Here is a 13,782-nt window from a genome sequence, read left to right as displayed (position 1 = left end):
CCGGCCCTTCCCCCGCCCGGCCGGCGTGGCAAACTTGCCGGCTGTTTACCGGCTTATGCGATTGCGCGCGACAGTGCTGCCTGCGAAAGATAAACTTTGCTTTAACACCGCAAGTCACGGGGGACAGACGGGATTGCCCAACGCTTTGGCGTATCTGATGCTGCTGGCCTGGCCGCTGGTGAGCCTGGTGCTGTTCCGGCGCCTCTCCCTGGAGCGCGCGCTCCTGTGGACGATCATCGCGGGCTACCTGCTCCTGCCGCCGCTCGCGGAGTTCGACCTGCCGCTGGTGCCGGACATGGACAAGTTCGCCATTCCTTCGGTGATGGCCTTCTTGCTCTGTATCTTCATGGTGAGAAAGCCGGTGCCGCTCTGGCCGCGGCACCCGGCGGTTCGCGTGCTGATGCTGCTCTTCATCTTTGGCGTGGTGCCAACGGTGCTCACCAATGGCGAACCGATCCTGTTCCGGGTCGTCGCCAATTCCGATCCGATCCTCTTCCTCACCGATCAGCTGCCGGGGCTGAGGTGGCGCGACCTCGGTTCGGTCATCATCAACCAGATGATCGTGCTGATGCCCTTCCTGCTGGCGCGGCGTTATCTCTCAACCCCCGAGGCCCAGCGCGAGCTCCTGCTGGCGCTGATGATCGCGGGGCTCGCCTATACGCTGCCGTCGCTCCTGGAGATCCGGCTGAGCCCGCAGATGAACGTCTGGGTCTACGGCTTTTTCCAGCACGATTTCAGCCAGATGATGCGCCAGGGCGGCTTCCGGCCCATCGTGTTCCTGCCGCATGCGCTGTGGCTGGCGTTTTTCATGGTGTCCTCGCTCCTGGCGGCCACGGCGCTGGCGCGGGCGGCAGCGGGGCGCGCGCGGCTGCGGCTGGGCCTGGCCGCATTTTATCTCTTTGCCGTGCTGGTCTTGTGCAAGAGCCTGGCGTCGCTCGCATATGCGCTGGCTTTCACGCCGGTCGTGGCGCTCGCGCCGCTCAGGTGGCAGCTGCGCGCGGCGCTGCTTTTGGCGGTGATCGCGGTGGTCTATCCGATGCTGCGCAACACCGGGCTGGTGCCGACCGAGGCGCTGGTGGCGCAGGCCGAGACAATCAGTGCCGAGCGCGCGCATTCGCTGAACTACCGCTTCGAGAACGAGGCGCAACTTCTGGCGCGGGCGGCGGAGAAACCGTGGTTCGGCTGGGGCGGCTGGGGGCGCAACCTGGTGCGCCACGCGGAGACCGGGCAGATCCTGTCGGTTCCGGACGGGCGCTGGATCATCGTCTTCGGCACCTTCGGCTGGCTGGGCTACATTGCCGAGATGGGGCTTCTGGCAGCGCCGCTGGTGCTGCTGGCATGGGCCGCACGCCGGGTGCCGCGGGCGGAGTTCTCTCCTTTCGCCGCGCCAATTGCGCTGATCCTGGCGGCGACGCTGGTCGATATGCTTCTGAACGCGACGCTGATCCCGATTACTTGGTTATGCGCCGGCTCGGCTCTGGGCTATGCGGAGCGGCTGCTTTATCCCGGCCTGTTCGAGCCCCGGCCCGCCCTGTTCGGAGGCCGCCAGGCGCTGGCGCCCGCAAAGCCGGAGCGGGCGGTAAGGAGCCTTTTGTGATGTGCCGTAATGTTACCTACTTTGCGGCCAAATTCGGCACATTGCATCCACAGGACGGCCGCATATCTTGCCGAAAGTGCAACGCGGACGCGCGAAGAGTGATTGGTGAACGGCCGCTGGGGGTTTGATGAGCGAGCAGAGTGAAGATCCGGCCCGCCGGGGCCGCCGCGGCGCGGCTAGAGGCGCTGGAGACATTGCAATTGTCGGTCTCGCGGCCGATGTGCCGGGCGCAAGCTCGGCCGGGGCGTTTTGGAGCAACCTGCGCGGCGGCATCGAATCGATCGAGCATCTGGACCGCGACGCGCTGCTGGCCGCGGGCGAACGGCCCGATGTGCTGAGCGACCCGAACTACGTGCCTGCCACTGCACGCATGCAGGGGTTTGCCGACTTCGATGCCGAGTTCTTCGGCTTCAGCCCCAAGGAAGCCGCCATCCTCGACCCGCAGCACCGCAAGTTCCTGGAGGCCGCCTGGCGTGCGATGGAGAACGCGGGCCACCCGCCCGAGAGCATTAAGGGCCCCATCGGCGTCTATGCGGGCTGCGGCATGGGCAGCTATTTCTATTTCAACATCTGCTCCAACCCGGCCCTGGTCGACGACGTGGGCATGTTCCTGCTGCGCCATACCGGCAACGACAAGGACTTCCTTTCGACCCGGGTGAGCCATGTCTTCGGTCTCACCGGGCCGTCGGTCAGCATCCAGACCGCCTGCTCCACCTCACTTGTCGCGGTGCATTATGCCTGCAAGGCCCTGCGCGAAGGCGAATGCGATATGGCGCTCGCGGGCGGCGTCACCATCGAACTGCCGCAGGGGCGCGGCTATCTCTACAAGGAAAACGAGATCCTCTCGCCCGACGGCCACTGCCACGCCTTCGACCACCGGGCGCAAGGGACTGTATTCGGCTCCGGCGCCGGCGCGGTGGCGCTGAGGCGGCTGGAGGATGCGGTGGCCGATGGCGACCATATCTGGGCGGTCATCAAGGGCTCCGCAGTGAACAACGATGGCAGCGACAAGGCAGGCTACCTCGCGCCCTCGGTCAGCGGCCAGTCGAAAGCGGTGCAGCAGGCTCTGGAGGCCGCAGGCACCCCGGCGGAGAGCATCGGATATGTCGAATGCCACGGCACCGGCACCTATTTGGGCGACCCAATCGAGGTGACCGCGCTTACAGACGCCTACCGCGCCACGACGCAGGCCGCGGGCTTCTGCCGCATCGGCTCGGTCAAGACCAACATCGGGCATCTGGATACCGCCGCCGGGGTGGCGGGGCTGGTGAAGACCGCGCTGGCGCTGCACCACAGGGAAATCCCGCCCTCGCTCGGCTATGAGGCGCCGAACCCGGCGATTGATTTCGAGACTTCGCCGTTCCGGGTGAACGCCACGCTCACGCCTTGGGATGCGGGCACGGCCCCGCGCCGCGCGGGCGTCAACGCGCTTGGTGTCGGCGGCACCAATGCGCATGTGATCCTTGAGGAAGCGCCCGCGCGGCTGCCCTCGCAGGAAAGCGACTTCCCGTTCCAGATCCTGTGCCTGTCAGGCCACAGCAGGGCGGCGCTCGACGGCAACACAAAGGCGCTCGCCGAGTGGCTGCGCGCAAATCCCGAGGCGGACCTGGCCGATGTGGCCTTCACCCTCAAGGAAGGCCGCCGCAGCTTTGCCAAGCGCCGGGTGCTGGTGGCGGAAACTCCTGAACAGGCTGCGCAGATACTGGAAGAAGGCGATCCGCGGCAGGTCTTCACCCATGAGGTGCTGGGCGATGCGCCGGAGGTGGTCTTCATGTTCCCCGGCGGCGGCGCGCAATACGCGGGCATGGCGCGCGATCTCTACGAGACCGAGCCGGTATTCGCCGAGTGGATGGACCGCGGGCTGGAGCATCTGCAAAAGAGCCTCGACTATGACATCCGCGCTGTCTGGCTGCCGGAACCGGGCGGGGAAGCGGCGGCAGAGGCGCGGCTCAAGCAGCCCTCGGTCCAGCTGCCGCTGATCATGATCGTGGAATTTGCGCTGGCGCAGCTGTGGATGAGCTGGGGCGTGAAGCCCGCCGCGCTGGTGGGCCATTCCATGGGGGAGAACACCGCCGCCTGCCTCGCGGGTGTGATGGCCTTCGAGGACTGCATCGACCTGGTGCTCCTGCGCGGGCGGCTGTTTGACAGCGTGCCTGCTGGCGGCATGCTCTCGGTGGCGCTGCCTGCCGCTGAGGTGGAGACGCTGCTGGGCGATGACCTCGACATTGCCAGTGTCAACGCGCCGGAGCTGACGGCTCTGTCCGGTCCCCAGGAGGCGCTGGAACGGCTGGCGGCGGAGCTCGCCGCGCGCGGGGTGGAGCATCAGCGCATCGCCATCGACATCGCCGCGCATTCACGGATGCTGGACGGCATCCTGGACGACTACCGCGCCTTTCTTGCCGGGCTTGAGCTGCGGGCGCCGGGGCTGCCGGTGATTTCCAACCGCTCCGGCGCGCCCCTGACGGCAGAAGAGGCGGCAAGCCCGGATTACTGGACCGCGCAGCTCCGTCACCGGGTGCTGTTCGGGTCCTGTATCGAAACACTTGCAGAAGTCCCCGGCCGGGTGTTCCTGGAGGTCGGCCCCGGCAAGGCGCTGAGTGCGCTGGCGCAGATGGCGCCCGCTGTGCAGCCCGGCCAGGTGCTGAGCTCGCTGCGGCATCCGGACCACCAGATGATGGACGATGTGCATTTCTTCGGCGTGATCGGGCGGCTCTGGGCCTGCGGGGTCACTGCCGACTGGGATCAGGTCTGGGGCGGCGCGCGGCGGCACCGGCTGGTGCTGCCGGGCTATGCCTTCCAGCGCAGCCGCTATTATATCGAGCCGGGCAAGGCAGCGGCGGAGACCTCCCCTGCTCCCGTCCGGCAAGAGCGGCTGGAGGACTGGGGCTACCGCCCGGTTTGGCGGCCACGGCTGGCGGACTGCCCGCCCGATGCGGCGGCGGAGCTGGGCGCGGCGCCGCTCACCTGGCTGATCTTTGAGGATGACGCAGGCCACGCCGGCCGCGCCTCGGACCGGCTGGAGGCAGCGGGACACCGGGTGGCCCGGGTGCGCCCGGGCGATACCTACGCACGGATATCACCCGGCTCCTACGTGCTGCCGCCGGAGCAGGGCCGGCCCGCCTATGCGGCGCTCCTGGCCGATCTGGCGGAGGACGGGATGCTGCCGGACCGGATCGGGCATTTCTGGCTGGTGACCGAAGACGAGCGCTTCCGCCCCGGCAGCTCCTTCTTCGACCGGAACCTGGAGTTGGGCTATCACGCGCTTCTGGCGCTGGCGCAGGAGATTGGCAGCGCCGGGTTGCCCGGGCCGGTGCATGTCACCCTGTTCACCTCCGGCGCGGCGCAGGTCCGGGACGAGCCGCTGCCCTATCCGGAAAAGGCGATGGCTGCGGTGCTGTCGCAGGTGATTCCCCGCGAGCTGCCGGATCTCACCTGCGCCGCAGTGGATATCGAGCTGCCGCAGGCGGAGTCGGGGCTTTTACCCTTTTTAAGAAAATCGCAACCAGAAGACATCACTACCCGGCTGCTGGAAGAACTGCTCGCTGAACCTGCCTGCACTGCCGCCGCCTGGCGCGGCGGCAAGCGGTTCGAGCTGGACTGGCGCAAGCGGGAATTAATTGCGCCTAAAGGCGATGCGCTGCCGTTCCGCGCGGGCGGCCACTACCTGATTACCGGCGGCTATGGCGGCATCGGGCTGACCATCGCGGAGCACCTGATGCGGGCGCATGGCGCGAAGGTCACGCTCATCGCGCGCGGCGGTCTGCCGCCGCGAGAAGAATGGGAGCGCGTCCTTCAGAACCACGCCCCCGCCAGCCGCAAAGCCCGGCGCATCCGGGCGGTTCAGGCGCTGGAATCCTCGGGCCGCGGCGCGGTACTGCCGCTGGCGGCGGACGTCTGCAACAGCGGCGATCTGGCCGCCGCGAAGCGGGCGGCAGAGGCGCAATTCGGCCCCGTCACCGGCGTGATCCACGCCGCGGGCGTGATTGCCGACGGGCCTTTGCTGGCGAAGACCGAAGCCGAGGTGGCGCAGGTTTTTGCGCCCAAAGTCAGCGGCTTGCGAGCCCTGGAGAAGGTCTTCCCGGACGGCAGCCTGGAATTAATGGTGCTGTTTTCCTCGACATCCGCGGTGACTTGCCCTGCGGGACAGGCGGACTATGCCGCGGCCAATGAATTCCTCAACGCCTATGCCAAGCACCGGACCGGCGGGCGCACCCGGGTGGTTGCGGTGGACTGGGGCGTCTGGGCCGATACCGGCATGGCGGCGGAGGCCGCCGGGGGCCGCGGGAGCGCCGCTTCCCTGCCCGCACCGGAGCCATGCGCGCAGCCGCTTTTGCGCCAGCGTGGTTTCGATCTGGCGGGCAACCGGATCTACACGCCGCGCTTCGATCCGCGCGCGGACTGGCTGCTGGACGAGCACCGCACGCAGCACGGCACCGCCGTGATGCCGGGCACCGGATACGTCGAACTCGCCGCCGAGGCGCTGGCCGATTTGGGGGTGGAAGCGCCGTTTGAAATCCGCGACCTCTACTTCCTGAAACCTATGGTTGCGGAAGGCGGCGCGCCGCTGGAGACGGTGCTTAGGCTGGAAGCTGTCGAAAATGATTATGAACTTTCCGTTTACAGCAAATTACCGGATGGTTACGCTTTCAACTGTCAGGCTATGCTGGCCACCGCGGCGGTGGCAGAATGCCCCGCTGCACTAAACCTAAGCGAAATCAACTCTCGCTGCACGAATGTGGCAGCACCCGAGGCTGGCCGCCTGCGTTCTCCTCAAGAAGATCACCTGAGCTTCGGGCCGCGCTGGCATGTGCTGCAGCGCTGCGCGCTGGGGGATGGCGAGGGGCTGGCGGCGCTCTCTCTGCCGCCAGCCGCCGCTGGGGACGGTGCGGTTCTGCATCCCGGGCTGCTGGATCTGGCCACCGGCTGGGCGATGGAGCTGATCCCGGATTATGACCGCAGCGCCCTGTGGGTGCCGGTTTCCTACGATGGCATCCGCGTTTTTGCACCGCTGGGCGAGGATATCCGCAGCCACGTGCGGCTGGCGGAGGCCACGGAAGGTGCAGCCCGGTTTGATGTCACCCTGACAGCGCCCGACGGTACGGTTCTGGTTGAGATCACCGGCTTTGCCATGCAGCGGCTGGCGGGTGGTTTCAAAGGCGGCCAGGGTACGCGCACCGCGGATGCCAGCGCCGCTGATCTGCGGCTGGAGCCAGCCGGTCAATCCAAGCCGCTCTCGCCCGGGGAGCGTCGTTTGCAGGCTAATATCGCAAACGGCATCCGCGCGGCAGAGGGCGGCGCGGCTCTGGAGCGCGCTCTGGCGGCAGGGCTCCCGCAGGTTGTGGTCTCTTCGCTGGATCTGCCGGCGCTGATCTCCCAGGCGGCAGAGCGCAGCGAAGAAGAGACTGGTGCGCAGACCTTCGAACGCCCGCAGCTCGACACCACCTATGTCGCGCCGCGCAATGCGGTGGAGGAAGAGCTGACGCAGCTCTTTGCCTCGCTCCTGGGAGTGGACCAGGCGGGGGTGGAGGACAGTTTCTTTGACCTCGGCGGCCATTCGCTGATCGCGGTGCGGCTGTTTGCCCAGATCAAGCGCAGCTTCGGGGTGGATTTCCCGCTGTCGCTGCTGTTCGAGGCACCGAGCGCCGCCGCCCTGGCCGAGCGGATTATCGCACGAACCGGTCGCGGTGCTGCGGCGGATGAAGCGGTGGCCGCGGCTGCTCAGGAGGCGCCGCAGTACACGCATCTTGTGCAGCTGCACCCGGGCGGCGGCACCGGGCGGCGGCCGTTCTTCCTGGTGGCGGGGATGTTCGGCAACGTGCTGAACCTGCGCCACCTGGCGCTGCTGGTGGGCAGGGACCGCCCCGTCTATGGCCTGCAAGCGAAAGGGCTGACTGGCGGCGACGCACCGCATGACCGCATCGACAACGCGGCGCAAAGCTGCCTGGAGGAGATCCGCCAGGTACAGCCCGAAGGCCCCTATCTGCTGGGCGGCTTCTCCGGCGGCGGCATCACCGCCTATGAGATGGCGCAGCAGCTCAAGGCCGCCGGTCAGGAGACCGCGGCGCTGATCCTGCTCGACACCCCGATGCCCGTCCGTCCGGAACTCTCCCGGCGCGACAAGGCACTCATCAAGCTGGCCGAACTGCGCCGCAAGGGCGTGGGCTATCTCGGGGAATGGGCGCAAGACCGCATCGCCTGGGAGATTGCCAAGCGCCGGACGGACCCGGCCGGCACCGGCGCCCCTGCAAGCTTCAACAACCGCGGGGTGGAACTCGCTTTCCGCGCGGCAGTGGAGGCCTATCAGCTCAAGCCCTGGAACGGCCCGGTGACCCTGTTCCGCCCTCCGCTGGACCGGCACTGGCAGGTTTCGAACGGGCAATGGGTGAACCGCGCGCGGGAGTATGTCTGTGACGACAACGGCTGGCGCCGCTGGGCGCCCGAGGTGGAAGTGGCCGAGGTCCCGGGCGATCACGACAGCATGGTCCTGGTGCCGAACGTGAGCGTGCTGGCCGCGGGGGTGAAGGCGCGGCTGGACGCGGCCGATGCGGCGCTGCGGGCGAAGCGGCCCGGCATGGTGCGGGCGGCGGAGTGAGCAGCATGACGGCGGAGCGCATCCTCACCATCATCCTTAACTTCCGCACACCGGAGATGACCCTGCAAGCGGCCGAAGCCGCTCTGCGGGAGATGGCGGAACTGCCGGGCGAGGTGCTGGTGATCGACAACGGCTCGGGCGACGGGTCGATGGAGACCTTGCGCGCCGGGGCGGAGGCGCGCGGCTGGCTCGGCACCGGCCGGTTCCGGCTGATGCAGGCGGCACATAATGGCGGCTTTGGCGCGGGCATGAACCTCGGGATGCGGGCGGGGCTGTCGGACGGAACACAGCCCGGGTTCTACTACCTTTTGAACTCCGATGCCTTCGTGCAGCCGGGCGCGATCCGCATCCTGCGCGACTTCCTGCGCGACCGGCCCGGCGCGGGGCTTGCGGGGTCTTTCGTGCGCGGCACCGACGGGGTGCCGCACCGCACCGCCTTCCGCTTCCCCTCCATCGCGGGCGAGTTCGAAGCCAGCGCCCGCACCGGGATCTTCACCCGGCTCCTCGCCCACAGGGTGGTGGCGATGGAGATGCCGCAGGCAGAGCTGCAGGTGGACTGGACCGCAGGCGCCAGCCTGATGATCCGCCGCGAGGTGATCGAGGCTGTGGGCGGCTTCGACGAATCCTTCTTCCTCTATTTCGAGGAAACCGACCTCTGCCGCCGCGCCGCCCGCGCGGGCTGGCGCACCCATTACGTTCCGGAAAGCGAGGTTGCGCATGTGGGCTCGGCCTCCACCGGCATGAAGGGCTGGGCGCGCACGCCCGGCTACTGGTTCGACTCGCGGCTGCATTACTTCGTGAAGACCCACGGCCGCGCTTACGCCGCAGCGGCAACGCTGGCGCAGATTGCCGGCGGGCTGATCTACCGGCTGCGGCGGCTGGTGGAGAAGAAGCCGCAGGCCGATCCGCCGCACTTCCTGCGCGACCTCTGCCTGCACAGTTTGCGGGCGGTGTTTGCCCACCGCAAGCGGGAGACGCTCACTGACTTCCCCATAGCAAAGGAGCAGAAATGACCCGGTTTTCCTCTGTCCTCATCGGCAATGAATCCCTGCTGATCGCATGCGCAGAAGCACTGTTGGCGCGCGGTCACGGGGTCCGCGCCGTTGTCTCGCAGGATGCGGCGATCCGGGATTGGGCGGCAGCAAAGGATCTTGCGCTGCTGGCGCAGGCGGCGGAAATCCCTGCGGGCTTTGACTGGCTGTTGTCCATCGCCAACCTCGCGGTACTGCCCGACGAGGTGCTGGCGCGCGCAGGCAGGGGCGCGGTCAACTTCCACGACGGGCCGCTGCCGCGCTATGCCGGGCTCAACACGCCGAACTGGGCTCTGATCGAGGGCGCGCGGGAGTATGGCATCACCTGGCATCTGATCGAAGGCGGCGTCGATGAAGGCGGCATCCTGGCCAGCCGCCAGTTCGAGGTGGCGGAAGACGAGACCGCGCTCAGCCTGAACTCGAAATGCTACGCGGCGGCAGCGGAGAGTTTCGGCGCGGTTCTGGATCAGCTGGAAAGCGGCGCGCTGGAGCGGCAGCCGCAGGACCTGAGCAAACGGCGCTGTTACCGCAAGACGCTGCGGCCCGCGGCGGGGGGAATGCTGGACTTCTCCCGCCCGGCGGCGGAGCTTGCCCGGCTCGTGCGGGCGCTGGATTTCGGCGGTTACTGGAATCCGCTCTGCGCTGCAAAGCTGCGGATCGGCGGTGACGTTGTGCTTACGGGCACCGCCCGCGCGGTGGAGGGCCACGGCGCGCCGGGGACTATACTGGCCGTGGAGCGCGATACGCTCACCGTCGCGGCGGCGGATGGCGCGCTGTCTCTGTCGCGGCTGACCACACCGGCCGGTCTGCCGGTGGTGGCGGAGGCCCTCTGCAAGGCCGGCGATAGGGTTCCCGTTCTGGAACAGGCAGAAGCTGAGGAGATCACCGCAAGGCTTGCTGCTGCCCAGCGCGGCGAGGGGTATTGGCGCAAGGCGCTCGCCGCAATGCAGCCCGCGCAGGTGCCGCTTTCTGCGGCAACCGGGGAAACCGGCTTTGCCAGCCGGACTATCGTTCTGCCCGCGGGGCTCGGCCCTGCGCACACAATAGCCGGGGTGCTGGCCTGGGCTCTGCTCGGCAGCGGCGCGGAGGCGGCGGATGTGGCGCTGGCAGCGGAGGGCATGGAGGCGCTGCCGGGGCTGGTTTCGGGCTGGGTGCCTCTGCAAGCGCGCCGCGGCGACGGCGTGGCGGGGCTGGTTGCGCGCGCAGCGGAAGGGCTGGAAAAGGCCCGCGCCTATGGCGGCTTTGCCGAGGATCTGGTGGCCCGCGCGCCGGAGATCACAGCACTGAAGATGCCGGAGATTGGTTTGCGGCTTGAGCAGAACACGCCGCTTGCGGGCTGCGCGGCAACGCTGTGCCTTACGGGGGAGGCGCTGACGCTGGTCACCGACAAGGCCCGGCTCTCCGAATTCGCCGCGGGATTGCTGGCGCACCGGCTGGAATTGCTGCTGGCCGCCCTCGCGGACAACCCGGACCAGCCGGTGGCCGCCCTGCCCCTTCTGCCGGAGGGGGAGCGGCACCTGCTGCTGGAGACGTGGAACGACACCGCCACGGAGTATGCGGAGGACCTGACCATCCACGCGGCCTTCGAGGCGCGCGCGCGGGAGGCACCGGATGCAGTGGCGCTGGTATTCGAGGACCGGAGCTTTACCTGCGCCGAGGTCGACGCCCGCGCCAACGCTGTGGCGCAGCGGCTGCAGGAGATGGGCATCGGACGCGGCACCCGCGTGGGGCTTTGCCTGCGGCGCTCCCCCGAGATGGTCTTTGCCGCGCTTGGCATCCTCAAGGCAGGCGGCGCCTATGTGCCGATGGATCCGGCCTACCCGGCGCAGCGGCTGGCGCATTTCCTCGGCGACAGCGGCGCGCAGGTGGTCGTCACCAGCGCAGCACTCGCGGCGGGCCTGCCGCCCTCGGACGCGGCGGTGCTGGAGGTGGAGAGCCTCGCCTTCGATGCGCCGGCTCAGCCGGAAGACAGCGGCGCGGGCGGGCAGGATCTGGCCTATGTGATCTACACCTCCGGCTCCACCGGCCAGCCCAAGGGGGTGATGGTGCGCCATGCCAATGTGGCGAATTTCTTTGCCGGCATGGATGCGCGCATCCCCCACGGCGAAGGCGATGCCTGGCTGGCCGTGACCAGCCTCAGCTTCGACATCTCGGTGCTGGAGCTGTTCTGGACCCTTACCCGCGGCCTCAGACTGGTCCTGTCGAGCGACGAAAGCCGGCTGGAACTCTCCAACGGGCCGATCGCGCTGAGCGGCCGGGGGATGGACTTCAACCTGTTCTACTGGGGCAATGATGACGGGCCCGGGCCGCAGAAATACCATCTGCTGCTGGAGGGCGCGAAGTTTGCCGACGCAAACGGCTTCAACGCGGTCTGGACGCCGGAACGGCACTTTCACGCCTTCGGCGGCCCCTACCCCAACCCGGCGGTAACCGGCGCCGCTGTCGCCGCGGTGACACAAAACATCGGCGTGCGCGCGGGCTCCTGCGTGGCGCCCCTGCACCACGCCGCCCGCATCGCCGAAGAATGGGCGGTGATCGACAATCTGACGGCCGGGCGGGCGGGGATCGGATTTGCCTCGGGCTGGCAGCCGGACGACTTCATCCTGCGCCCGGAGAATACGCCGCCCGCCAACAAGCCCGCACTGTTCGAGGCGGTCGAGACCGTGCGCAGGCTGTGGCGCGGCGAGGAAGTGGCCTTCCCGCGGCAGGACGGCAGCACCCATGCGGTGATCACCCAGCCGCGGCCGGTTTCAAAAGAGCTGCCGGTCTGGGTCACCACCGCGGGCAACCCGGAAACCTGGCGCGAAGCTGGGGCAATCGGGGCCAATGTGCTGACGCACCTGCTGGGCCAGAGCATAGAAGAGGTGGCGGGCAAGATCCGCATCTACCACGGCGCCCTGTGCGAGGCAGGCCATGATCCGGCGGACTTCAAGGTGACGCTGATGCTGCATAGCTTCCTCGCCGAAACCCGCGAGGAGGCCCGCCGCATCGCGCGGGAGCCGATGAAGGACTATCTGCGCGCCGCTGCCGGGCTCATCAAGCAATACGCATGGGCCTTCCCCGCCTTCAAGAAGCCTATAGGGGTGAAGAACGCCTTCGAGATGGATCTGGGGATGCTTTCCGCGGATGAGCTGGAAGCGATTCTCGACTTCGCCTTTGAGCGGTACTTCGAGGATTCCGGCCTGTTCGGCACAGTCGGGGACGCGCTGTTGCGGGTGGAGGAGCTGAAGCGCATTGGTGTTGATGAGATCGCCTGCCTGATCGACTACGGTATTGCGCCCGATGTGGTGCTGGAGGGGCTGAAGCCGCTGGCCGAGGTGGTGCGCCAGTCGAATGCGCCGCAGGCTCTGGCGGCAGAAGACTTCTCGCTCGCGGCGCAGATCGTCCGGCACGGGGTGACGCATCTGCAATGCACGCCCTCGATGGCGCGGATGATCGCAGCAGACCGGGACGCGGCGGCGTGCCTCGGGCGGCTTTCTCACCTGCTTCTGGGCGGGGAGGCGCTGCCGGGCGATCTGGCTGAAGCCCTGAAAAAGGCGTCCGGCGCCGCAATCCACAACATGTACGGGCCGACCGAGACTACGATCTGGTCCACGGTGGAGACTTTGGCGGCCACGCCCGCAGGGACAGCGCCAATTGGCCGCCCCGTCGCGAATACCTTCGCCTACGTGCTGGATGACGCAGGCAACCTCCTGCCCGCTGGCGCCGCCGGGGAGCTGTGCATCGGCGGCGCCGGGGTGACGGCGGGCTATTGGCAGCGCCCGGAGCTCACGGCGGAGCGTTTCCCCGATGACCCCTTCCGCGGCGGGCGCATGTACCGCACCGGCGACCTGGCGCGCTGGGACGCGGACGGGCGGTTGCACTACCTGGGCCGCAGCGATCACCAGGTGAAGATCCGCGGCCAGCGCATCGAACTAGGCGAGATCGAGGCCGCTCTGGCGGCCTGCCCCGGCATTACCGGTGCCGTGGTGGTGCCGCGCAAGGTGAGCGGAAATGAGCGGCTTGCGGCCTACGTGACCGCGGATGCGCCGGTCAGCGAGGCGGACTTGCGGCAGGCGCTGGCGGCACAGCTCCCGGAGGCGATGGTGCCGTCCCATGTCGTAACGCTCGAGCGTTTCCCGCTGACCCCGAACAAGAAGATCGACCGCAAAGCGCTGCCCGATCCGCAGCCCGTTCCTGCGGCGGCATCCGGGCCCGCCGCCCGCCCGACAGGCGGCGCCCAGGCGCGGATCGCCACGGTCTGGAGCCGAATCCTCGGCGTCAGCGGCATCGGCGCGCAGGACAACTTTTTTGCCCTCGGCGGCCATTCGCTCCTGGCGGTTCAAGCCCACCGGGAGCTGCGCGCGGAACTGGGTGCAGCGCATTTGTCGATTACCGACATCTTCCGCTTCCCCACACTCGCCGGACTGGCGGCGCATATCGAAGGGCTTGCAGGTGCCCCGGCAAATGCGGAACAACGGCCCACGGCGGCGGCAGAGGCGGCTTCAGAACCTGACCGCGCCGGAGTAATGTCGAAACGGCGGGCGATGCGGGCCAGCCGCAGGACGCGGACGGCGTGAGCG

General features: G+C 68.2%; 4 protein-coding genes. All 4 read left to right on the top strand.

Annotated elements, in window-relative coordinates:
- The first annotated feature begins 133 nt into the window (after positions 1 to 133).
- The 4 genes from ACOHWE_RS14255 to ACOHWE_RS14240 all read left to right on the top strand — a co-directional run bounded on the left by ACOHWE_RS14255 (position 134) and on the right by ACOHWE_RS14240 (position 13,779).
- On the top strand, positions 134 to 1,597 hold the full coding sequence (locus ACOHWE_RS14255; RefSeq protein ID WP_420667315.1) for a hypothetical protein: 1,464 nt from the start codon (positions 134 to 136) through the stop codon (positions 1,595 to 1,597).
- 127 nt (positions 1,598 to 1,724) lie between these two features.
- Positions 1,725 to 8,189, top strand: a complete 6,465-nt coding sequence (locus ACOHWE_RS14250) for a type I polyketide synthase (protein WP_420667314.1) — start codon at positions 1,725 to 1,727, stop codon at positions 8,187 to 8,189.
- Between the two features lie 5 nt (positions 8,190 to 8,194).
- A complete protein-coding gene (locus ACOHWE_RS14245) occupies positions 8,195 to 9,202 on the top strand; it encodes a glycosyltransferase family 2 protein (RefSeq protein ID WP_420667312.1) in 1,008 nt (335 codons plus the stop codon).
- On the top strand, positions 9,199 to 13,779 hold the full coding sequence (locus ACOHWE_RS14240; RefSeq protein ID WP_420667310.1) for a MupA/Atu3671 family FMN-dependent luciferase-like monooxygenase: 4,581 nt from the start codon (positions 9,199 to 9,201) through the stop codon (positions 13,777 to 13,779). The genes ACOHWE_RS14245 and ACOHWE_RS14240 overlap by 4 nt, the downstream gene beginning before the upstream one ends.
- Positions 13,780 to 13,782: the final 3 nt, after the last annotated feature.

This window comes from Cribrihabitans neustonicus, assembly GCF_048820895.1.
Classification (GTDB): Bacteria; Pseudomonadota; Alphaproteobacteria; order Rhodobacterales; family Rhodobacteraceae; genus Cribrihabitans_A; species Cribrihabitans_A neustonicus.
Note: the sequence above shows the minus strand (reverse complement) of the source record. Positions and strands in the feature narration are given on the sequence as shown.

What these genes read in the sequence shown, in the direction of transcription:
- ACOHWE_RS14250 (WP_420667314.1), top strand. Translation starts at nt 1,725, where the DNA reads ATGAGCGAGCAGAGTGAAGATCCGGCCCGCCGGGGCCGCCGCGGCGCG.
- ACOHWE_RS14245 (WP_420667312.1), top strand. Translation starts at nt 8,195, where the DNA reads ATGACGGCGGAGCGCATCCTCACCATCATCCTTAACTTCCGCACACCG.
- ACOHWE_RS14240 (WP_420667310.1), top strand. Translation starts at nt 9,199, where the DNA reads ATGACCCGGTTTTCCTCTGTCCTCATCGGCAATGAATCCCTGCTGATC.